The sequence below is a fragment of the Citrobacter braakii genome (genome assembly GCF_002075345.1).
GTDB classification, from domain to species: Bacteria; Pseudomonadota; Gammaproteobacteria; order Enterobacterales; family Enterobacteriaceae; genus Citrobacter; species Citrobacter braakii.
This window is the reverse complement of sequence record NZ_NAEW01000017.1, coordinates 21,615-43,261: the sequence shown is the minus strand read 5'-3', so window position 1 is coordinate 43,261 and position 21,647 is coordinate 21,615. Positions and strand designations below refer to the sequence as shown.

Below are 21,647 nucleotides of genomic sequence, written 5' to 3'. Positions count from 1 at the left end.
TGTTCTGTTTAAAACACCGAGATCCACCACGGTGTGCTATACCTGACCCATCGCAATACTGGAAAATAATCATGAAAAGACCCGATTGTATTCGTCACTGGCGTGAAGTTGAGGGGGCTGATGACTCCACCTATCCCGACAGCGATGAGCTGTTTTCCATAGGTGCGCCGCTTGCCCGCAAGCTGGGGTTAGGGCGACTCGGCATTCATCATGAGCGCCTGCCGCCGGGCCGACGCACCTCGTATCCGCACGCTGAAAGCGATGAGGAAGAGTTTATCTATGTGCTGGAGGGATATCCTGAGGCCTGGATTAACGGTTATTTATGGAAGCTGGAACCGGGCGACAGCGTCGGTTTCCCGGCGGGCACCGGCGTGTGTCACACCTTTATCAATAACACCAGTGAAGAGGTACGTCTGCTGGTCGTGGGTGAGGCGAACAAAAAATACAATCGTATTTATTATCCGCTTAATCCGGTTTATGCCGCCACGCGTGAGGACCGCTGGGTCGACCATCCACCGCAGTTTTTTGGATCTCACGACGGAAAACCGGGGCGTAAATAGCGCTTGTCGGGGAGCAGGGAGGGGGAACCGCGAGGATGTGGCTCACTATCGTAACGGTCTATGCTATAGTAGCGCCCCTTTTTTAACCGGATGCTTGAATATTCGCCATGCTGCCTGAATCTCAGTCTACCGCTTTTCCCGCTCATCGTTTTTCTATCGCGCCGATGCTCGACTGGACGGACAGACATTGCCGCTACTTTTTGCGCTTACTGTCCAGCCAGACGCTGCTCTACACGGAGATGGTAACCACCGGCGCGATCATTCATGGTAAAGGCGATTATCTGGCGTATAGCGAAGAAGAACATCCGGTCGCTTTGCAACTGGGCGGGAGCGATCCGGCTGCGCTGGCGCAGTGCGCAAAGCTTGCTGAACAACGGGGCTATGACGAAATTAACCTCAACGTGGGTTGCCCTTCCGACCGTGTACAGAATGGAATGTTTGGTGCCTGTCTGATGGGGAATGCGCAACTGGTCGCTGATTGCGTCAAAGCGATGCGCGATGTGGTATTGATTCCGGTAACGGTGAAAACCCGTATCGGTATTGATGACCAGGACAGCTACGAATTCCTGTGCGATTTCATCAACACGGTCTCCGGTAACGGTGAATGTGAGATGTTTATCATCCACGCCCGCAAGGCCTGGTTGTCCGGGCTAAGCCCGAAAGAAAACCGCGAAATCCCACCGCTGGATTATGACCGTGTTTATCAGCTAAAGCGCGATTTTCCGCATCTGACAATGTCGATCAACGGTGGCATAAAATCGCTGGAAGAAGCGAAAATCCATCTGCAACATATGGATGGCGTGATGGTGGGGCGCGAAGCTTATCAAAACCCAGGCATTCTGGCGTCCGTTGACCGCGAGATTTTTGCTGTCACCAGCGAAGATGCCGATCCGGTCGCCGTAGTGCGTGCGATGTATCCGTATATTGAGCGTGAACTGAGTAAAGGAACCTATTTGGGGCATGTCACGCGCCATATGCTGGGACTGTTTCAGGGGATTCCTGGGGCACGGCAGTGGCGTCGCTATCTGAGCGAAAATGCGCATAAAGCCGGGGCAGATATTGAGGTTCTGGAACATGCGCTGAAGCTGGTGGCAGACAAACGTTAAGTTTTCGCCAAAAGTTAGTGAATTTCACCACGCCCTGCGCTTCGTCGCGGGGCGTTTGCTTTATAAATCAATGTATTAATTTTGGCATGTTTCTTGTAAAGCTGTGGAGAGTATTTCATTTCGGGAGAGAGCCATGCTGGAACTACTTTTTGTGATTGGATTTTTTATCATGCTGATGGTCACCGGCGTATCTTTGCTGGGAGTGCTGGCCGCATTGGTGGTAGCCACTGTGGTGATGTTTTTGGGCGGACTATTTGCGTTGATGATTAAACTGTTGCCCTGGCTGTTATTGGCCGTTGCCGTGGTGTGGGTTATCAAGGCGATAAAAGCGCCAAAAGTCCCACAGTATCAGCGCAATAACCGCCGGTTTTACTAAGGTATTGAGCGGTGTGTCACAACCTGCAACATTGCCTTTAGAAGCAAATAGGAATTGATTATCAAATCTGTCACTATTGCCAGGTTAACGAATTCATCGAGCTGTACCCTACATACAGCCGAACTAAAAAAAGAAAGGGCTTCCTATGGGAAGCCCTAATTCTTTCTTCCCCCTTCATAATTCAAACCGCAGGTTTGTTGGCGGCTTGAATTATTTAGCGGAAATGAGGGCGTTACGGGATCAGCAAACTCGACCCCTGTGTGGCCCGGCTTTCCAGCACTTCATGAGCACGCTGCGCGTCGTGCAGTGCGAACGTCTGGCCCGGTGCGACATCCACTTTGATCACTCCGCTGGCAATCAGCGAGAAAAGCTCATTGCTGGCTTCGGTTAATTCATGGTGGTTGGTGATGTAACCCTGGAGTGAAGGGCGAGTCACGTACAGCGAACCTTTCTGATTCAGAATGCCTAAGTTAACGCCAGTCACCGGTCCGGAAGCATTACCAAAGCTGACCATGAGCCCCCGGCGCTGCAGGCAATCCAGTGAGGCTTCCCAGGTATCTTTCCCCACCGAGTCATACACCACCCGCACTTTTTTACCGCCAGTGATCTCTTTTACACGTTCTACAATGCTCTCTTCACGATAGTTAATGACCTGCCATGCGCCGGCCTGCAGCGCAATTTGCGCTTTTTGCGCATTACCGACGGTGCCAATCAGCTTCGCACCCAATGCTTTTGCCCACTGGCAGGCAATCATACCGACGCCGCCTGCTGCCGCATGGAACAAAAATGGTTCATCGGGCTGAATTTCATAGGTCTTACGCAACAGATAAAAAACGGTGAGCCCTTTAAGAAATGAGGCGGCAGCTTGTTCAAACGAGATAGCGTTGGGCAAAATAGCGGTTTTATCCGCCGGGACGTTATGCACTGAGCTGTAGGCGCCCAGGGGAGACTGAGCGTAAACCACGCGATCGCCGGCTTTAATGTGCGTCACTTTGCTACCGACTTTACTGACCACGCCTGCGGCTTCGGTACCCAGACCGCTGGGCAGAGAAGGCGGTGGATAAAGACCACTGCGGATATAGGTGTCGATATAGTTGATCCCAATCGCTTTGTTCTCGACCTGGATTTCATTTTCCGCCGGGTCTACAGGCGTAAACTCCACAGCCTTGAGTACATCAGGGCCACCATGCTTGTGAAATTCAATACGTGTTGCCATGCTTCCTCCAAAAGAAATGTGGTAATCTTTCGACCCAATCATTATCTCGGTAACTCCATTCACTATGGCAGGAAATAAACCCTTCAACAAACAACAGACTGATGCTCGTGAGCGCGATCCCCAGGTCGCCGGGCTGAAAGTACCGCCGCACTCGATTGAAGCGGAACAGTCGGTGTTGGGCGGTTTAATGCTGGATAACGAGCGCTGGGACGATGTGGCTGAGCGTGTGGTGGCGGAAGATTTTTATACCCGACCGCACCGGCACATCTTCACCGAAATGCATCGCCTGCAGGAGATGGGAAAACCCATCGATCTGATCACGCTTGCAGAATCGCTGGAAGTTCAGGGGCAACTGGACAGCGTCGGCGGTTTTGCTTACCTGGCTGAGTTATCTAAAAATACGCCAAGTGCAGCGAACATTAGTGCCTATGCGGATATTGTTCGCGAACGTGCCGTTGTTCGTGACATGATTTCGGTGGCGAACGAGATCGCGGAAGCCGGGTTTGATCCGCAAGGCCGTTCCAGTGAAGATCTGCTGGACCTCGCGGAATCCCGCGTCTTTAAAATTGCTGAAAGTCGCGCCAATAAAGACGAAGGTCCGAAAAATATTACCGATGTGCTCGACGCTACCGTCGCGCGTATCGAACAGCTGTTCCAGCAGCCACACGATGGTGTCACCGGGGTCAACACCGGTTATGACGACCTCAATAAAAAGACTGCTGGTTTGCAGCCGTCAGACTTAATTATCGTCGCCGCGCGTCCGTCGATGGGTAAAACGACATTTGCAATGAACCTCGTCGAAAATGCGGCGATGCTGCAAGATAAGCCGGTTCTTATCTTTAGTCTTGAAATGCCCTCAGAACAGATCATGATGCGTTCCCTGGCCTCACTCTCACGTGTAGACCAAACCAAAATCCGTACCGGTCAACTGGATGATGAAGACTGGGCGCGAATTTCCGGAACAATGGGTATTTTGCTGGAGAAACGAAACATCTATATTGATGACTCCTCCGGCCTGACGCCAACGGAAGTGCGCTCACGTGCCCGTCGTATCGCCCGCGAACACGGTGGTATCGGACTTATCATGATCGACTACCTGCAGCTGATGCGCGTGCCGTCGCTCTCCGACAACCGTACGCTGGAAATTGCTGAAATTTCCCGCTCGCTGAAAGCGTTAGCGAAAGAACTGCATGTGCCGGTGGTGGCGCTGTCGCAGCTTAACCGCTCTCTGGAACAACGCGCCGATAAGCGTCCGGTCAACTCGGATCTGCGTGAGTCCGGCTCCATCGAGCAGGATGCCGACTTAATCATGTTTATCTATCGTGATGAGGTTTATCACGAAAACAGCGACTTGAAAGGTATCGCCGAGATCATTATCGGTAAACAGCGTAACGGCCCGATCGGTACGGTGCGCCTGACGTTTAACGGTCAGTGGTCGCGCTTCGATAACTATGCTGGCCCGCAGTACGACGACGAATAACAACACTGAATCAGGTTACTCAAGCAAATACTTATCAAGGAATACAAATGCAAGCGGCAACTGTAGTCATTAACCGCCGCGCTCTGCGACACAACCTGCAACGTCTGCGTGAACTGGCTCCAGCCAGTAAACTGGTTGCGGTCGTGAAAGCGAACGCTTACGGCCATGGTCTGTTAGAGACCGCGCGAACGCTCCCCGATGCGGACGCTTTTGGTGTCGCTCGTCTTGAAGAAGCCCTGCGGTTGCGAGCGGGAGGGATCACGCAGCCCATCCTGCTGCTGGAAGGATTTTTTGATGCTTCCGATCTGCCGACTATCTCCGCGCAGCGTCTGCATACTGCCGTCCACAACCAGGAGCAGCTTGAAGCTCTGGAAGCCGCGGTACTGGCTGAACCGGTCACCGTCTGGATGAAGCTCGACACGGGAATGCACCGCCTGGGCGTGCGTCCGGAGCAGGCCGAGGCGTTTTATCAGCGCTTGACACAATGCGAAAACGTCCGCCAGCCGGTCAATATCGTCAGCCACTTTGCGCGTGCGGACGAGCCTGAGTGCGGCGCGACCGAAAAGCAGCTCGATATCTTCAATAGCTTTTGCGCAGGCAAACCGGGTCAGCGTTCGATCGCCGCGTCGGGTGGTATTCTGCTGTGGCCGCAGTCTCACTTCGACTGGGCGCGTCCGGGGCTGATTCTGTATGGCGTATCGCCGTTGGAAAACCACTCTATCGGTGCCGATTTTGGCTGCCAGCCGGTGATGTCGCTCACTTCCAGCCTGATTGCGGTGCGTGAACACAAAGCGGGCGAGCCGGTTGGCTATGGTGGAACCTGGCTGAGCGAGCGCGACACGCGTCTGGGCGTGGTGGCGATGGGCTATGGCGATGGTTATCCGCGCGCTGCGCCGTCTGGGACACCGGTACTGGTCAATGGCCGTGAAGTGCCGATCGTCGGTCGCGTCGCGATGGATATGATTTGCGTCGATTTAGGTCCCGAGGCGCAGGATAAAGCCGGCGATTCGGTTATCCTGTGGGGTGAAGGCCTGCCCGTTGAACGCATTGCTGAAATGACGAAAGTAAGTGCTTACGAACTTATCACGCGCCTGACCTCAAGGGTGGCAATGAAGTATATCGATTAAGTTCATGATGTGCCGGATAAGGCGGTTACGCCGCCATCCGGCAATATTCCTCTCAACATCCTCTCGATCTTCTCCCGCTTCCGGTTTATTGTGTTCTTAACCCCTGCCTGTAAACCTGGAGAACCACACGTGTTTCAAAAAGTTGACGCCTACGCCGGCGACCCGATTTTATCGCTCATGGAGCGTTTCAAAGACGATGCACGTAGCGACAAAGTGAACCTCAGCATCGGTCTGTACTACAACGAAGACGGCATTATTCCTCAGCTTAAAGCGGTGGCAGAAGCGGAAGCCCGACTGAATGCCAAACCGCATGGCGCTTCGCTGTATCTGCCGATGGAAGGTCTGAACACTTATCGCCATACTATTGCGCCGCTGCTGTTTGGCGCAGAGCATCCGGTTCTCCAGCAGCAGCGCGTCGCAACGATTCAGACGCTGGGCGGCTCCGGTGCGCTAAAGGTTGGCGCAGACTTCCTGAAACGCTATTTCCCTGATTCTGGCGTGTGGGTCAGCGATCCGACCTGGGAAAACCACATCGCGATTTTTGAAGGTGCTGGGTTCGAAGTAAGTACTTACCCCTGGTATGACAACACCACCAATGGCGTGCGTTTCAACGACCTGCTGGCCACGCTGAACACCTTACCGGCGCGCAGTATCGTACTGCTGCATCCGTGCTGCCATAACCCGACGGGTGCGGATTTAACCCCCGCGCAGTGGGATGGTGTCATTGAGATCCTGAAAGCTCGCGATCTGATCCCGTTCCTGGATATTGCTTACCAGGGTTTCGGCGGTGGAATGGAAGACGATGCCTATGCGATCCGCGCCATTGCCAGCGCCGGATTACCTGCACTGGTCAGCAACTCATTCTCGAAGATTTTCTCTTTGTACGGCGAACGTGTCGGCGGACTTTCAGTGGTCTGTGAAGACGCTGATGCCGCCAGCCGCGTTCTGGGGCAGCTAAAAGCGACGGTGCGTCGTAACTATTCCAGCCCGCCAAACTTTGGTGCGCAGGTCGTGGCCGCAGTGTTGGGTGATGACGCGCTGAAAGCCAGCTGGCTGGCGGAAGTCGAAGAGATGCGTACCCGTATTCTGGCGATGCGCCAGGCGCTGGTTAACGTATTGAATGCGGAGATCCCTGGTCGTAACTTTGATTACCTGCTGCAACAGCGCGGGATGTTCAGCTATACCGGGCTAAGCGCTGCTCAGGTCGATCGCCTGCGCGATGAGTTCGGTGTGTACCTGATAGCCAGTGGTCGTATGTGCGTGGCCGGGTTAAATCACGGTAACGTGCAACGCGTGGCGAAGGCATTTGCCGCTGTCATGTAACCGGGTTTTTAGGCCTGATAAGCGTCGCGCCATCAGGCATTGTATTGCCGGATGGCGGTGTAATCACCTTATCCGGCCTACTTTCTTTCAGCGTGCTATTGGCCTGTTTTCCAATGTGATCATGCTCTTTTTCCAGGACAAAACCAGAGAAAATCCTTCCTTTCCCTCCCCCTAAGGGGTAAGGTCAGATAGTTTTTTGACCAGTTGTTAATAAAAAAATGATAACTAACTGACTACTTAGGGAAAAATATGCGCAAGTTTACGTTGGCACTGAGTGCCGTTTGTTTATTGTTCACGCTAAATCAGCCGGCCCAGGCGTTAGTTTCCTCTCCCTCTCAGCTTAATCCAGGCACCAACGTTGCAAAACTCGCTGAGCAGGCACCCATTCACTGGGTCTCCGTGGCACAAATTGAAAACAGCCTGACCGGACGCCCGCCGATGGCCGTCGGGTTTGATATCGATGACACCGTCCTCTTTTCCAGCCCAGGCTTCTGGCGCGGAAAAAAAACGTATTCTCCGGACAGTGAGGATTACCTGAAAAATCCGGCCTTCTGGGAAAAAATGAACAATGGCTGGGACGAATTCAGCATTCCGAAAGAAGTGGCGCGTCAGTTGATTGATATGCACGTGCGTCGCGGCGACAGCATCTTTTTCGTAACCGGGCGTAGCCAGACGAAGACCGAAACGGTGTCGAAAACGCTGTCCGATAACTTTCACATCCCGGCCGGCAATATGAACCCGGTCATTTTTGCCGGTGATAAGCCGGGCCAGAATACGAAAACGCAGTGGCTGCAGGATAAAAATATCCGTATGTTCTACGGCGACTCTGATAATGACATTACCGCCGCCCGAGACGTGGGTATTCGCGGCATTCGTATTTTACGCGCTTCTAACTCCACTTATAAACCGTTGCCACAGGCCGGCGCGTTTGGTGAAGAGGTGATCGTCAACTCGGAGTATTGAGGACGTTGCTTGCGGTTGTTGTTTTTTTAAACAAATTTGCGTTACCTGCTTTTACCTTTTGCGGACTTGCTGCACACTGAATAAAAGATGTTCTCATTAGGCAATATGCTGGTAAGGGGAATTAAGATGACGAATTCGGAGTTGCTGCAATACTGCATGGCAAAAATGGGCGCCGAGCAGAGCGTACACAGTGACTGGAAGGCCACACAAATCAAAGTCGAAGATGTGCTTTTTGCCATGGTAAAAGAGGTGGAAGAACGCCCGGCGGTGTCACTGAAAACCAGCCCGGAACTGGCAGAGTTGTTACGTCAGCAGCATAGCGATGTACGGCCAAGCCGGCATCTCAATAAGGCGCACTGGAGTACGGTGTATCTGGACGGCTCGCTGCCGGATTCGCAAATCTACTACCTGGTAGACGCCTCTTATCAGCAGGCCGTAAACACGCTGCCGGAAGATAAACGCCGGATACTGGCGCAGTCCTGATCTTTTTTCCGCAATGAGGCGCCAGCGCCTTATCCGGCCTACAAGCAATTATGCATATTTTGTAGGCCTGATAAGCGTAGCGCCATCGGCATGATTACAACAGTGGTTTGAGGAAACGGGCCGTGTGTGAGGCTTCACACTCAGCGACTGTTTCTGGTGTGCCTGAAACCAGAATTTCCCCGCCGCCGCTGCCGCCTTCCGGACCGAGATCGACAATCCAGTCAGCGGTTTTTATCACGTCCAGATTGTGCTCAATCACTACGATGGTGTTGCCCTGATCCCGGAGTTGATGCAGCACGTCCAGCAGTTGCTGAATATCCGCAAAATGCAGACCGGTGGTCGGTTCATCGAGAATATACAGCGTTTGACCGGTACCGCGTTTGGACAGTTCACGCGCCAGCTTCACGCGCTGCGCTTCACCGCCCGAGAGCGTGGTGGCGGACTGACCCAGTCGGATGTACGTCAGACCCACGTCCATCAGCGTTTGCAGCTTACGCGCCAGCGCCGGAACGGCATCGAAGAACTCACGCGCCTCTTCAATCGTCATATCCAGCACTTCGTGGATAGTCTTGCCCTTGTACTTAATCTCCAGTGTTTCGCGGTTATAGCGTTTGCCTTTACACTGATCGCACGGCACGTAGATATCCGGTAAGAAGTGCATTTCGACTTTGATCACGCCGTCGCCCTGACAAGCTTCACAGCGTCCGCCGCGGACGTTAAAGCTGAAACGACCCGGAGTATAACCGCGCGCACGCGACTCCGGCACGCCGGCAAACAGTTCGCGCACTGGCGTAAACACGCCGGTGTAGGTTGCCGGGTTAGAGCGCGGCGTACGGCCAATCGGGCTTTGGTCAATGTCGATCACTTTGTCGAAATGTTCCAGGCCCTGAACATCACGATATGGCGCGGGTTCAGCCAGCGTGGCGCCGTTCAGCGCCGTCTGCGCAATCGGGAACAGCGTGTCGTTAATTAGCGTCGATTTACCCGAACCGGAAACACCGGTAATGCAGGTAAATAAACCAACCGGCAGCGTCAGGGTGACATCTTTCAGGTTGTTACCGCGCGCGCCGGTTAGCTTCAACACTTTTTCCGGGTCTGCCGCCACGCGCTGTTTCGGCACTTCAATCTTGCGCTTACCGCTCATGTACTGGCCGGTCAGCGACTCAGGCACGGCCATGATATCTTTTAGCGTACCTTCGGCAACCACCTGGCCGCCGTGAACGCCCGCGCCGGGGCCGATGTCGATAACGTGGTCAGCGGCGCGAATCGCGTCTTCATCGTGCTCAACCACAATGACGGTATTGCCCAGATTACGCAGGTGGATAAGCGTACCCAACAGACGCTCGTTATCGCGCTGATGCAGACCGATAGACGGTTCATCCAGCACGTACATTACGCCGACCAGACCTGCGCCGATCTGGCTTGCCAGACGAATACGCTGGGCTTCGCCGCCGGAGAGCGTTTCTGCTGAACGCGACAGCGTCAGATAGTTGAGGCCGACGTTGACCAGGAACTTCAGACGATCGCCAATCTCTTTGAGAATTTTCTCTGCAATCTTCGCTCGCTGACCCGCAAGCTTCAGGTTGTTGAAGAAATCCATGGCGTGACCGATGCTCATGTCGGAAATCGCGGGCAGCGGCGTATTTTCGACAAATACGTGGCGGGCTTCCCGGCGTAAACGCGTCCCCTCACAGCTGGCGCACGGTCGGTTGCTAATGAACTTGGCTAATTCTTCACGTACCGCGCTGGATTCCGTCTCTTTATAACGGCGCTCCATATTGTGCAATACGCCTTCGAACGGATGGCGGCGTACGGACGTATCGCCGCGATCGTTCATGTATTTAAATTCGATATTCTCTTTACCGGAACCGTACAGCACCACTTTATGCACGGCAGGGTTCAGGCTGGCCCATGGGGCTTCAACGTCGAATTTATAGTGTTCCGCCAGTGACTTAAGCATCTGGAAGTAATAGAAGTTACGGCGATCCCAGCCGCGGATAGCACCACCGGCCAGCGACAGTTCCGGATTTTGGATCACCCGGTCAGGATCGAAATACTGCTGCACGCCGAGACCGTCACAGGTCGGGCATGCACCCGCTGGGTTATTGAACGAGAACAGACGTGGTTCCAGCTCCCGCATGCTGTAGCCGCAGATCGGGCAGGCGAAGTTGGCGGAGAACAGCAACTCTTCCGCTTTCGGATCGTCCATATCGGCGACCACCGCCGTACCACCGGACAGTTCCAGCGCGGTTTCAAAGGATTCTGCCAGTCGCTGGGTGAGATCGTCGCGGACTTTAAAGCGGTCAATCACCACTTCAATAGTGTGTTTCTTTTGCAGTTCAAGCTTGGGCGGATCGGAAAGGTCGCACACTTCACCGTCGATACGGGCGCGGATATAGCCCTGGCCTGCCAGGTTTTCCAGCGTTTTAGTATGCTCGCCTTTACGCTCTTTAATCACCGGCGCCAGCAGCATCAGACGTTTGCCTTCCGGCTGCGACAGAACGTTGTCCACCATCTGGCTAACGGTCTGGGCCGCCAGGGGAACGTCGTGATCCGGGCAGCGCGGTTCGCCAACGCGGGCAAACAGCAGACGCAGATAGTCGTGAATTTCGGTAATCGTACCTACCGTGGATCGCGGGTTGTGGGATGTCGATTTTTGTTCAATTGAGATGGCGGGAGACAGCCCCTCAATGTGGTCGACATCCGGCTTTTCCATCAGCGACAGAAACTGACGCGCGTACGCGGAAAGGGATTCAACGTAACGACGCTGCCCTTCGGCATACAAGGTGTCGAAAGCGAGCGAAGATTTGCCTGAGCCCGAAAGCCCGGTGACGACAATCAGCTTGTCGCGCGGGATGACGAGGTTGATGTTTTTGAGATTATGGGTGCGGGCGCCCCGAACTTCGATCTTATCCATTCATCTTTCCCGGATTAAACGCTTTTTTGCCTGGCTGCATGGTGCTACCGGCGATCACAAACGGTTAATTATGACACAACCTGACCTGAATGGATATACAGTATTGGAATGCAAAACGCAGATGCCTGTGCAACAATGTCTGTCTGGGGTTGTTTACTGGAATCGATCTCGCAACGTAGTAAAAGCGCTATTGGAAATGCTACAATCCCGCGCTTACACTTATTCAGTAACGTTTTTCAGGAGACACGATCATGGCCAGCAGAGGCGTAAACAAGGTGATTCTCGTCGGTAATCTGGGCCAGGACCCGGAAGTACGCTATATGCCGAATGGTGGCGCAGTTGCCAACATTACGCTGGCTACTTCCGAATCCTGGCGTGATAAAGCGACCGGCGAAATGAAAGAGCAGACTGAATGGCACCGTGTGGTGCTGTTCGGCAAACTGGCGGAAGTTGCCAGCGAATATCTGCGTAAAGGTTCCCAGGTCTATATCGAAGGTCAGCTGCGTACCCGCAAATGGACCGATCAATCCGGCGTAGAAAAGTACACCACTGAAGTTGTGGTTAACGTTGGCGGCACCATGCAAATGCTGGGCGGTCGTCAGGGTGGTGGGGCTCCGGCAGGTGGCGGCCAGCAGCAGGGTGGTTGGGGTCAGCCTCAGCAGCCGCAAGGTGGCAATCAGTTCAGCGGCGGCGCGCAGTCTCGCCCGCAGCAGTCGGCTCCGGCAGCGCCGTCTAATGAGCCGCCGATGGATTTCGACGACGATATTCCGTTCTAATCCTTCTGCTTTTCGCTGAAAATTATGGCTACCTCAGGACTGGGGTAGCCATATGCAATTCTGTTATCAGTTCAACACCATCGGCCAGTCTGGCGGTGTATGACTCATCACTTCAACCATTACGGTTTCAATGTTCTTCCAGATTGCGGACATATCCACCAGGGTTATGCCGAGTAATCCGGTCGCAAACCAGCAGGCAAAAACCAGCCCTAAACCGCTGCTAATGACGGCCAGGCCAATATAATCTGATTTACGAAAACGGATATTAAGCGTACTGGCTAAAAACATCAGCACTGCACTGAGTAATTGCCACCGCAGAAGAACCACGCCAGTTGTTATCGTTGCCATGAAAAACGTCCTCAGAAAGTCTGGATGCCCAGGACAGCGCGGGGGTGTTCACCGAGGGTGTAGTACTCTGGCTATCGACGGGCAATAACATGAATGAAACATCGTTTCTGTTACATGATTTTTGTGAACTATATCACATATGCTCGTTTGTTCACCAGTGTTGGGCGTATTTTTTGCAGGACGATAACCATGTTAAATATGTGGGTATATTCAAGCAAGCAACGATACTAAATAATCAATCTTAAAGATGCATTTTTGTTGCCTGTTTTATTTATCCTAAATTCATCGTTAAAAAAATCTAATGAATTTCTTAAATAAAGCCAGGATAGTGCTTATAAAAAATTACTCCTTGAGGATAATAACGTTATGAAATAAGCATAACTTTAAGTTTGCCTTACGGAAAAATAATATCATCATCAACTATTATCAGACTTTTACATAGAGAAGTCTGTTGCTAATACTGATAGATTCATGCAACTTAATCAGTCGGTGTTTATAGCATCTTGCCTTAATGGGTTCTGGCATATACGAAACAGGGAAACAGGGCTGACATGAATCACAGTGCGCGACGCAAGATACTGAAGTTCCTCGGAACATTCATGGTGGTATTGCTCCCCGTGGTGCTGGCGTTATGGTTTGCTCAAATCCGGGCAATGTCCGAAACCCGTAATCAACTTCGCTCTTTTGCGCAACTGGTGTTAAATAAAACTGAATTGGTGATCCAACAAGCCGATTTAGCGCGAGATATGGCTCTGTTGTATCAAGGTAAGATGTGTACCCCGGCACATCAGAAAAATATGCTAGATATTATTCGTGGTCGTTTATATATCAGCGAGCTAATTTATGCGCAGGGCGATCATTTTTTGTGCTCTACGTCGATGGCGCCGCCAGTCGCCTATATTATGCCGACCGCCGACTATAAACGTACGCCGGACATCTCCATCTATTACTATCGCGATACCCCCTTTTTCGCTGGCTACAGAATGACGTATATGCAACGTGGAAACTACGTTGTCGTCATCAACCCATTATCTTACAGCGAAGTTATGTCAGATGACCCGGACCTGTCCTGGGGCGTGTATGACACGGTAACGGGTACTTTTTTCTCTGCCAGCGAAGGGGCGCCTATTGCGCAGTTATTGCCGTTGGTGCGCGGTGAAGCCTCAACCTTCCAGTTGGACGATCGCTTCTACACCAAAGTGCATTCAGAAAAACGCCCGATTGCGATTATTGTGTCGACCTCGGATAAACGCATACATTCGATTTTCTATCATGAGGCTGCGTTAACGATTCCTTTCGGGATTATCTGCAGCATCCTGATGCTGTTAATGTGGTGGCGCACGCGTCAGGAATACTTATCTCCCCGCCGCTTGTTAAAACGCGCAATCAAAAAACGTCAACTGTGTCTGCACTACCAGCCGATCATTGATATCGAAAACGGCCAGTGCGTAGGGGCTGAGGCTCTGCTGCGCTGGCCGGGCTGTGATGGTGAAGTAATGAGCCCAACCGAGTTTATTCCGCTGGCTGAAAAAGAGGGAATGATTGAGCGGATCACGGATTACGTGATTGAAGAGGTATTCAACGATTTAGGATATTTTCTTTCGGCGCATCCTCAGCTTTATATCTCGATAAACCTCTCTGCTTCTGACTTTCATTCATCCCGACTTATTGCCCTGATTACCGACAAAAACCGTGAGTATTCTGTGGCGGCCCAGCAAATTAAAGTCGAGGTGACGGAACGCGGGTTTATTGATGTAGATAAAATGACCGCGGTAATCCAGGCGTTTCGTCAGGCGGGTTATGAAGTGGCGTTTGATGATTTTGGGACGGGATATTCCAATCTACACAATTTATCCGCGTTGAATATCGATATCCTGAAGATCGACAAATCATTTATTAGTACGTTGTCCACCAACAGCACCAGTCACCTGATTGCCGAACATATCATCGAAATGGCGCAAAGCTTACACCTGAAGATGATTGCGGAAGGGGTAGAGACGGTTGAGCAAATCGAGTGGTTGCGCGAACGTGGCGTACAGTATTGTCAGGGCTGGTATTTTGCGAAGGCGCTGCCGCCACAGGAGTTCATGCACTGGATACAACGGTCGCCCGCCATACTGACGCAGAGCGGGCAATAATCTTACAGGCGGTGGCGGTAATCGCTGGGGGTACGATCAAACTCGCGGCGAAACACGCGTGAGAAGGTTTGTTGTGATACATAACCAAGATCCATCGCGATATCGAAAATAGGTCGCTCGGTCGTCCGCAGTTCAACAGCAGCCAGCAGGAGTCGACGCTGGCGGATATAGTCACCCAACGTCTGGCGCATCACCGTGCGGAACATTCTCTGTAAATACCACTTCGAGTAACCTGATTTTTTCGCCACCGCCTCAATGTTCAGCGGCTGATCGATATGGTCGTCAATCCATTCAATAAGGGTCTGAATAATCTGCTGATGGGACATAGGGCTGCCTCTTTTTCAGTATTCGATTCGTCGTTTTGTCTGTGGGCGAGTATAATTCCTCAAGTTAACTTGAGGTAAAGCGATTTATGGAAAAGAAATTACCCCGAATAAAAGCGCTGCTTACGCCAGGTGAAGTCGCAAAGCGTAGCGGCGTAGCGGTATCAACCCTGCATTTCTATGAAAGCAAAGGGTTAATCAGCAGTATGCGCAACAGCGGCAATCAGCGCCGATACAGACGTGATGTGTTGCGTTATGTGGCGATTATCAAGATTGCTCAACGCATCGGGATCCCGTTGGCAACGATCGGTGACGCGCTCGGCGTATTACCTGAAGGACATTCGCTCAGTGCTAAAGAGTGGAAGCAGCTCTCTTCGCAATGGCGTGAAGAGCTGGATCGACGCATTCATACTTTAGTGGCGCTACGCGATGAACTGGATGGGTGTATTGGTTGCGGTTGTTTGTCGCGCAGCGATTGCCCGTTGCGTAACCCAGGCGATCAGCTTGGCGAGAAGGGGACCGGGGCGCGTCTGCTGGAAGATGATTGATGTGAAATATCTGATGGATTGACGGATACAAAACTAAAGCGCCACAGAGGGCGCTTTAGTTTGGTTCCGGTCTTTGTCTTTCACTCTATCCCGCTGGTTCACGGGAGGGTTTCCCCCGACATCAACACCCCTCAGTCGAGCACATTAGGTGAGGTTCCGGTCTGTGTTGATAATGTAATTGTAAGCCACCTCTCTCCATTTACCAGTGAAATGGTGATTTTTTAGCCAAAAAATTTTCCGCATCTTCACCGGTTTTCTTGCGCAAGTTTGCGTGAAAAAGGCACACCGATGTTGTAATAACTCCGCAAATTTTGTTGCCAGACTGCGCATTGACGATAACGTTTGCGCATCGACTGATTATTTATTGCGCGTTATAAGAAGAAATGAGTAAAAAGCGGCAAAGTTCAGTTGAAAACCAGCGTATGATCGCTGGATAATCGTTTGCTTTTTTTTACCACCCGTTTTTTATGCGCGGAGCTAAACGTTTGCTTTTTTGCGACACCCCTATTGACGCAAACCTGGCACATGGAGAAAACGTTTAGCAGGCAGTGGATTGTCCAGCACGCATAATGACGAAAAAATAAACTCTCAGGGGATGTTTTCTATGTCTACGCCTTCAGCGCGTACCGGCGGTTCACTCGACGCCTGGTTTAAAATTTCGCTCCGCGGCAGTACCGTTCGTCAGGAAGTCGTTGCCGGATTAACGACGTTCCTGGCCATGGTCTACTCCGTTATCGTGGTTCCGGGGATGCTGGGTAAAGCCGGATTTCCGCCTGCCGCTGTATTTGTGGCAACCTGTCTGGTCGCGGGCGTCGGTTCTATTGTGATGGGCCTGTGGGCAAACCTGCCGCTGGCGATTGGTTGCGCCATTTCTTTGACGGCGTTTACCGCATTCAGCCTGGTACTGGGACAACATATCAGCGTGCCTGTTGCGCTGGGTGCGGTGTTCCTGATGGGTGTCCTGTTTACCATCATTTCCGCGACCGGTATTCGTAGCTGGATCCTGCGCAATCTACCGCAGGGTGTTGCGCACGGTACGGGGATTGGTATCGGCCTGTTCCTGCTGCTGATTGCGGCAAACGGCGTGGGTCTGGTTATTAAAAACCCGCTGGACGGCCTGCCGGTTGCGCTGGGCGATTTCGATACCTTCCCGGTGATTATGTCGCTGGTAGGTCTGGCGGTGATTATTGGCCTCGAAAAACTGAAAGTACCGGGCGGCATCCTGCTGACTATTATCGGTATTTCCGTAGTGGGTCTGATTTTCGACCCGGCCGTACATTTCTCCGGTATTTTTGCCATGCCGTCTCTGAGCGACGAAAACGGTAACTCGCTGATCGGTAGCCTGGATATTATGGGCGCACTAAACCCGATCGTACTGCCGAGCGTGCTGGCGCTGGTCATGACCGCTGTCTTCGATGCGACCGGAACCATCCGTGCGGTAGCCGGACAGGCGAATCTGCTGGATAAAGACGGACAGATTATTGACGGCGGCAAAGCGCTGACCACCGACTCCCTGAGCAGCGTGTTCTCTGGCCTGGTGGGCGCTGCACCGGCGGCGGTTTATATTGAATCCGCAGCGGGTACGGCGGCAGGCGGCAAAACTGGCCTGACGGCGATCACCGTTGGCGTACTGTTCCTGCTGATCCTGTTCCTCTCTCCGCTCTCTTATCTTGTACCAGTATATGCAACGGCACCTGCGCTGATGTATGTGGGCCTGCTGATGTTGAGCAACGTAGCGAAAATCGACTTTGCTGACTTTGTCGACGCTATGGCGGGGCTGGTAACGGCCGTATTTATCGTGCTGACCTGTAACATCGTGACCGGCATTATGATTGGCTTTGCTACCCTGGTGATTGGCCGTATCGTCTCTGGCGAATGGCGCAAACTGAACATCGGCACAGTGGTCATCGCCATCGCGCTGGTGGCCTTCTACGCTGGTGGTTGGGCTATCTAATCCTCATTTGATGAAGATTCTGAAAACGGGTGGCTTTGGCCGCCCGTTTTTATTTTCACAACACTCTCGTTGTCTTTTGCGTTACTCTCAAGTAGATAGAATTGAGGCACGACGCCTCTCATCACTGATCATAAGAAACATCGCAAACAGGGAACGCATGGAAATCTTTTTCACCATACTCATCATGACCCTTGTGGTCTCGCTGTCGGGGGTTTTTACTCGCGTATTGCCATTCCAACTCCCTTTACCCCTTATGCAGATCGCCATCGGCGCCTTGCTGGCGTGGCCGACGTTTGGTTTGCATGTGGAATTCGATCCTGAGCTTTTTCTGGTTCTGTTCATCCCGCCGCTGCTTTTCGCCGATGGCTGGAAGACGCCAACCCGTGAGTTTCTGGAGCACGGGCGAGAGATCTTCGGCCTTGCGCTGGCGCTGGTTCTGGTCACGGTGGTCGGGATTGGCTTTATGATTTACTGGCTGGTGCCGGGGATCCCTCTCATCCCGGCCTTTGCGCTGGCCGCTGTCCTGTCGCCAACCGATGCCGTTGCGCTTTCCGGCATAGTGGGCGAGGGACGCATACCGAAGAAAATCATGGGTATCCTGCAGGGTGAAGCGTTGATGAACGACGCCTCCGGTCTGGTGTCACTGAAATTTGCCGTCGCCGTGGCGATGGGCACGATGGTGTTTACGGTTGGTGGCGCAACGCTTGAATTCTTCAAGGTAGCGATTGGCGGTATCCTGGCCGGTTTTGTCGTCAGTTGGCTGTACGGGCGCTCCCTGCGTTTTCTCAGCCGCTGGGGTGGTGATGAACCGGCAACGCAAATCGTTCTGCTGTTCCTGCTGCCGTTTGCGTCTTACCTGATTGCGGAACACATCGGTGTTTCCGGCATCCTCGCGGCGGTCGCAGCCGGGATGACGATCACCCGTTCCGGGGTAATGCGCCGGGCGCCGCTGGCGATGCGTTTACGTGCTAACAGCACCTGGGCGATGCTGGAGTTTGTGTTTAACGGCATGGTTTTCTTGCTGTTAGGACTGCAGTTGCCGGGGATTCTGGAGTCTTCTTTGGCGGCGGCAGAAGCCGACCCGAATGTTGAAATCTGGATGCTGTTTACCGATATCGTGCTGATTTACGTGGCGCTGATGCTGGTACGTTTTGGCTGGCTGTGGACGATGAAGAAGTTTAGCCTGCGCTTCCTGAAGAAAAAGCCGATGGAGTTTGGTTCCTGGACGACGCGTGAAATCATGATCGCCTCCTTTGCGGGCGTGCGTGGGGCCATTACTCTCGCCGGTGTGCTCTCTATTCCGCTGCTGTTACCGGATGGTAGCGGCTTCCCGGCGCGATATGAGCTGATCTTCCTTGCCGCGGGCGTGATTCTGTTCTCGCTGTTTGTTGGCGTGGTGATGCTGCCGCTTCTGCTGCAACACCTGGAAGTGGCAGACCACTCGCAGCAGCAGAAAGAGGAACGAATTGCCCGCGCTGCCACGGCGGAAGTGGCGATTGTCGCCATCCAGAAAATGGAGGAGCGTCTGGCCGCAGACACCGAAGAGAACATCGACAATCAGTTGCTCACCGAGGTAAGTTCACGCGTCATCGGTAACCTGCGTCGACGCGCCGACGGACGCAACGACGTAGAAAGCTCGATGCAGGAAGAAAACCTCGAGCGGCGTTTCCGTCTGGCGGCCCTGCGTTCCGAGCGCGCGGAACTTTATCACCTGCGCGCCACGCGGGAAATCAGCAATGAAACGTTGCAAAAACTGCTGCACGATCTGGATTTGCTGGAAGCGCTGTTGATCGAGAACGAATAAACGGTTGTGCCTGATGGCGCTACGCTTATCAGGCCTACGGAATCCAATTGTAGGTCTGATAAGCGTTAAGCCGCATCTGGCATGTTACGACTCTTGCGTTAGCCAGAACCCTTCACAGCATTTGAGCCACGCCTGGGCGCTGTGCGACAGATACACACCTTCGCGCCAAATCATGCCCAACTGCCAGCGTAAATCACTCTCCAAAGGGATCCAGCGCAGCGTCTGCTTATCCAAGCGCTGGCAAATCGGCTCCGGTAAAATGGCGATCCCGACTCCGGCTTGCACCATCGCCGCCAGAAAATCCCACTGCCCACTGCGTACCGCGATGCGGGGTTTGACATTGTGCTGGTTAAACAGCTCAAGCAACTGACGGCTCAACGCGAAATCTTCGTTATAGATAAGCAGGGGATGCTCCGCTAACGCCTCGGGGGAAATGGATTCACACGTTGTCCACTGACCGGAGCGGGGGACCAGCACACAGAGCGGATGGCTAAAAAGCGGTAAGGTCGCCAGGCCGCTCTCTTCTTCAACCGGCAGCGCGGTCATCGCGACATCCAGATCGCCGTTCATCACCGCCTGCTGGACGGTTAAGCCTCCAAATTCAGACACCTTCAGTTCAACGCCGGGATAGCGCTGGCGAAACAGGCTGATAGGCCCGGCCATCAACATACCGACCATGGGGGGGATGCCGAGGCGCAGCACTCCCTTGTTGAGGTGATTAATGTCGCTGAGTTCTGCTTCGAGCTGGCGAAACTCGGCGAGGATCGCCAGGCCGCGTTCGAAAACAACCTGTCCAGTGTCGGTTAACAGCAGTCGCCGACCGTCGCGGATTAACAGCGTGCAGTTAAGCTCGTCTTCAAGGTTCTTCAACATCTTGCTGATGGTGGGCTGGGTGACAAAAAGCTTCTCCGCTGCGCGGGTAAAGCTCTGCTGACGAACCACCTCAACAAAATAGCGCAGCGTTCTGATATCCATGATTATTCCTTAAGACTATGCCTGCAATGAGTTTAATTCATTTCAGTCCTGGACGGGGGCTCTCTATACTGGCGCTCTCTATTTTTTAAGGACATACCCTCATGGCTGTGGCGATAAGCCGCGTGACGCCTGCCGTTATTCATCGACTCCAGATCCCCGTTCAGGTTCTGTTGTACGCAGGTCTATTTGTATTTGCTCAATATCTTGTCTCCTGGTTGCATCTGCCGCTTCCTGCCAACCTGGTTGGGATGGTGCTGATGTTGGCGCTGATTGTCTGCCGGGTTATCCCGTTGAACTGGATTCGCGCAGGCGCTCGCTGGTTACTGGCTGAAATGCTGCTGTTTTTTGTTCCGGCGGTGGTGGCTGTAGTCAACTATACGCAGCTGTTGTTGGTCGATGGTTGGCGCATATTTGCTGTCATTGCGCTAAGTACGTTGATGGTGCTTGGCGCAACGGCATGGGTCGTGGATAGAGTGTATCGCTATGAAATGAGCAGGCTAAACCGTGAGTAATTTCCAGCTAAGCGTGCTGTGTCTGGTGATTACGCTGGGCATCTATTTTGCCAACAAGCGCCTGTATCGCCGTTTTCGTAAATTACCGCTGATGCCGTTAGTGTTCACTCCGGCGCTGCTGGTCCTGATGCTGGTCTTCGGGCATATCTCCTGGCAAAACTATATTGGTGAATCGCACTGGTTGCTGTGGCTGTTAGGCCCTGCGACCATCGCTTTTGCCGTTCCGGTTTATGACAACCTTGCCGTGATTAAGCGGCACTGGATGTCACTGACGGCGGGCGTGGTGACGGCAACGCTGGTGGCCGTTACCAGTTCCGTGTGGCTGGCGCGTCTGTTTATGTTGCCTGATGAAATCCAGCGTAGCCTGGCGGTGCGCTCCGTCACCACGCCGTTTGCGCTGGCAGCAGCAGAGCCGTTGGGTGGGCAACCAGACCTGGTGGCATTGTTCGTGGTAGTGACCGGTGTATTCGGTATGGCGGTTGGCGATGTACTGTTTTTACGGCTTTCTATTCGGGAAGGGATGGCGAAAGGCGCAGGATTTGGCGCAGCCTCGCATGGTGCGGGCACGGCGCGCTCTTATGAGCTCGGCCAGCAGGAGGGCGTGGTCGCCAGCCTGGTGATGATGCTTTCCGGCGTGGTGATGGTGCTGGTGGCACCGCTGGTCGCGATGGTGATGTTCTGAAAAAATGCCCCGGTCGTTCAGACCGGGGATGAGGAG

At 53.1% G+C, this 21,647-nt stretch carries 20 protein-coding genes; 15 read left to right on the top strand and 5 right to left on the bottom strand.

Annotation, left to right across the window (positions count from 1 at the left end; genetic code table 11):
* Positions 1 to 71 precede the first annotated feature (71 nt).
* From BZK42_RS22880 to pspG, 3 genes are all read left to right on the top strand, one after another.
* On the top strand, positions 72 to 560 hold the full coding sequence (locus BZK42_RS22880; RefSeq protein WP_016155350.1) for a cupin domain-containing protein: 489 nt from the start codon (positions 72 to 74) through the stop codon (positions 558 to 560).
* Between the two features lie 107 nt (positions 561 to 667).
* Entirely contained in the window at positions 668 to 1,666 is a 999-nt protein-coding gene (gene dusA, locus BZK42_RS22875; protein WP_080860349.1) for a tRNA dihydrouridine(20/20a) synthase DusA, read from the top strand.
* Positions 1,667 to 1,799: 133 nt separating this feature from the next.
* Entirely contained in the window at positions 1,800 to 2,042 is a 243-nt protein-coding gene (pspG, locus tag BZK42_RS22870) for an envelope stress response protein PspG (protein ID WP_016155352.1), read from the top strand.
* Between the two features lie 232 nt (positions 2,043 to 2,274).
* On the opposite strand, the gene BZK42_RS22865 is transcribed toward pspG, so the two are convergent.
* Positions 2,275 to 3,258 carry a quinone oxidoreductase gene (locus BZK42_RS22865; protein WP_016155445.1) on the bottom strand — a complete coding sequence of 328 codons (984 nt, stop codon included), beginning with the start codon at positions 3,256 to 3,258 and terminating at the stop codon, positions 2,275 to 2,277.
* 64 nt (positions 3,259 to 3,322) lie between these two features.
* Here BZK42_RS22865 and dnaB point away from each other — a divergent pair, with 64 nt between their 5' ends.
* From dnaB to BZK42_RS22840, 5 genes are all read left to right on the top strand, one after another.
* Positions 3,323 to 4,738, top strand: a complete 1,416-nt coding sequence (gene dnaB / locus BZK42_RS22860; protein ID WP_003826610.1) for a replicative DNA helicase — start codon at positions 3,323 to 3,325, stop codon at positions 4,736 to 4,738.
* Between the two features lie 47 nt (positions 4,739 to 4,785).
* A complete protein-coding gene (alr, locus tag BZK42_RS22855; RefSeq protein ID WP_016155354.1) occupies positions 4,786 to 5,865 on the top strand; it encodes an alanine racemase in 1,080 nt (359 codons plus the stop codon).
* A 129-nt stretch (positions 5,866 to 5,994) separates the two neighbouring features.
* Positions 5,995 to 7,188 carry an aromatic amino acid transaminase gene (gene tyrB, locus BZK42_RS22850; RefSeq protein WP_080860347.1) on the top strand — a complete coding sequence of 398 codons (1,194 nt, stop codon included), beginning with the start codon at positions 5,995 to 5,997 and terminating at the stop codon, positions 7,186 to 7,188.
* A gap of 249 nt (positions 7,189 to 7,437) precedes the next feature.
* Entirely contained in the window at positions 7,438 to 8,151 is a 714-nt protein-coding gene (gene aphA, locus BZK42_RS22845; RefSeq protein WP_003826615.1) for an acid phosphatase AphA, read from the top strand.
* Between the two features lie 126 nt (positions 8,152 to 8,277).
* Positions 8,278 to 8,634, top strand: a complete 357-nt coding sequence (locus BZK42_RS22840) for an MmcQ/YjbR family DNA-binding protein (protein ID WP_016155357.1) — start codon at positions 8,278 to 8,280, stop codon at positions 8,632 to 8,634.
* Between the two features lie 94 nt (positions 8,635 to 8,728).
* On the opposite strand, the gene uvrA is transcribed toward BZK42_RS22840, so the two are convergent.
* Positions 8,729 to 11,551, bottom strand: a complete 2,823-nt coding sequence (gene uvrA, locus BZK42_RS22835) for an excinuclease ABC subunit UvrA (protein WP_016155358.1) — start codon at positions 11,549 to 11,551, stop codon at positions 8,729 to 8,731.
* A gap of 251 nt (positions 11,552 to 11,802) precedes the next feature.
* Here uvrA and ssb1 point away from each other — a divergent pair, with 251 nt between their 5' ends.
* A complete protein-coding gene (gene ssb1 / locus BZK42_RS22825; protein WP_003826621.1) occupies positions 11,803 to 12,327 on the top strand; it encodes a single-stranded DNA-binding protein SSB1 in 525 nt (174 codons plus the stop codon).
* Positions 12,328 to 12,393: 66 nt separating this feature from the next.
* Here the strand turns inward: ssb1 and BZK42_RS22820 are convergent, their stop codons facing one another.
* Entirely contained in the window at positions 12,394 to 12,675 is a 282-nt protein-coding gene (locus tag BZK42_RS22820) for a YjcB family protein (protein ID WP_016155360.1), read from the bottom strand.
* A gap of 551 nt (positions 12,676 to 13,226) precedes the next feature.
* Between BZK42_RS22820 and BZK42_RS22815 the strand changes: the two genes are divergently transcribed.
* On the top strand, positions 13,227 to 14,813 hold the full coding sequence (locus tag BZK42_RS22815) for an EAL domain-containing protein (protein WP_080860345.1): 1,587 nt from the start codon (positions 13,227 to 13,229) through the stop codon (positions 14,811 to 14,813).
* Between the two features lie 2 nt (positions 14,814 to 14,815).
* Here BZK42_RS22815 and soxS read toward each other — a convergent pair whose 3' ends face one another.
* Complete coding sequence (soxS, locus tag BZK42_RS22810) at positions 14,816 to 15,139, bottom strand: superoxide response transcriptional regulator SoxS (RefSeq protein WP_016155362.1); 324 nt, start codon at positions 15,137 to 15,139, stop codon at positions 14,816 to 14,818.
* Between the two features lie 86 nt (positions 15,140 to 15,225).
* On the opposite strand from soxS, the gene soxR reads away from it, so the two are divergent.
* From soxR to BZK42_RS22785, 3 genes are all read left to right on the top strand, one after another.
* Positions 15,226 to 15,684 (top strand): redox-sensitive transcriptional activator SoxR, encoded by a 459-nt coding sequence (gene soxR, locus BZK42_RS22805; RefSeq protein ID WP_016155363.1) that lies wholly within the window; start codon positions 15,226 to 15,228, stop codon positions 15,682 to 15,684.
* A 604-nt stretch (positions 15,685 to 16,288) separates the two neighbouring features.
* A complete protein-coding gene (gene ghxP, locus BZK42_RS22795; RefSeq protein WP_016155449.1) occupies positions 16,289 to 17,638 on the top strand; it encodes a guanine/hypoxanthine transporter GhxP in 1,350 nt (449 codons plus the stop codon).
* Between the two features lie 157 nt (positions 17,639 to 17,795).
* Positions 17,796 to 19,442, top strand: a complete 1,647-nt coding sequence (locus BZK42_RS22785; protein WP_016155450.1) for a Na+/H+ antiporter — start codon at positions 17,796 to 17,798, stop codon at positions 19,440 to 19,442.
* A gap of 84 nt (positions 19,443 to 19,526) precedes the next feature.
* Here the strand turns inward: BZK42_RS22785 and BZK42_RS22780 are convergent, their stop codons facing one another.
* Entirely contained in the window at positions 19,527 to 20,417 is an 891-nt protein-coding gene (locus BZK42_RS22780) for a LysR family transcriptional regulator (RefSeq protein ID WP_016155366.1), read from the bottom strand.
* 101 nt (positions 20,418 to 20,518) lie between these two features.
* Between BZK42_RS22780 and BZK42_RS22775 the strand changes: the two genes are divergently transcribed.
* Together BZK42_RS22775 and BZK42_RS22770 are read left to right on the top strand one after the other, a co-directional pair.
* Complete coding sequence (locus BZK42_RS22775) at positions 20,519 to 20,929, top strand: CidA/LrgA family protein (protein ID WP_065554808.1); 411 nt, start codon at positions 20,519 to 20,521, stop codon at positions 20,927 to 20,929.
* Positions 20,922 to 21,611 carry an LrgB family protein gene (locus BZK42_RS22770; RefSeq protein WP_016155368.1) on the top strand — a complete coding sequence of 230 codons (690 nt, stop codon included), beginning with the start codon at positions 20,922 to 20,924 and terminating at the stop codon, positions 21,609 to 21,611. The genes BZK42_RS22775 and BZK42_RS22770 overlap by 8 nt, the downstream gene beginning before the upstream one ends.
* Positions 21,612 to 21,647 lie beyond the last annotated feature (36 nt).